A 600-nucleotide genomic window follows, 5' to 3' on the forward strand; every position below is an offset into this window, starting at 1 on the left:
GCCGCCCGCCGGGACGGTCAGCGTCTTGGTGCCGAGCGTGAAGAAGCCGGCCGGTGCGGCCTGCCCCTTCGGGTCGGTGGCCGTCACCGCGAGGGTCAGCGTGACATCGGTCTTCCCGAGGTTCTTGTACGTGACCTTGTCGGTGACCGGCTTGTCGTCGGTGTGCGGCCACTGCTGGAGGCCGAAGCTCACCGACGTCGGGTCGGCGACCACGGTCTGCTTGATGGCCTTGTCGACCTGGATCCGGCCCGAACCCTGCTGGAACGGCGTGTACTTGCCGCCCTTCGCGGAGCCGGTCAGCGCACCCTTGAGCTGGGTGTACGTCCAGTCGGGGTGCTGCTGCTTCAGGATCGCCGCGGCGCCCGCGACATGCGGGGTGGCCATCGACGTACCCGAGATGCTCACGTAGCCGGGCGGCTTCTCGCCGACCTCCTGGGCTATGACGCTGCCCGGGGCCGAGGCGGCCGTGGTGTCCACGCCGGGTGCGGTCACGTCGGGCTTGATCTGCCCGTCGAGGCCGGGGCCCGTGCTGGAGAACGAGGCCAGCTTGTCGGTGTCGTCGACGGCGCCCACGGTGAGCGCGGCCTCCGCGCTGCCCGG

The 600-nt window shown here is 71.0% G+C and carries 1 protein-coding gene; it reads right to left on the reverse strand.

Annotation, left to right across the window (positions count from 1 at the left end; translation table 11 throughout):
• On the reverse strand, positions 1 to 600 hold a 600-nt coding region (locus tag CCN51_RS58480), incomplete at both ends, for a S8 family serine peptidase (RefSeq protein WP_245881799.1).

It is taken from the genome of Streptomyces milbemycinicus, from assembly GCF_002154605.1.
Classification (GTDB): domain Bacteria; phylum Actinomycetota; class Actinomycetes; order Streptomycetales; family Streptomycetaceae; genus Streptomyces; species Streptomyces milbemycinicus.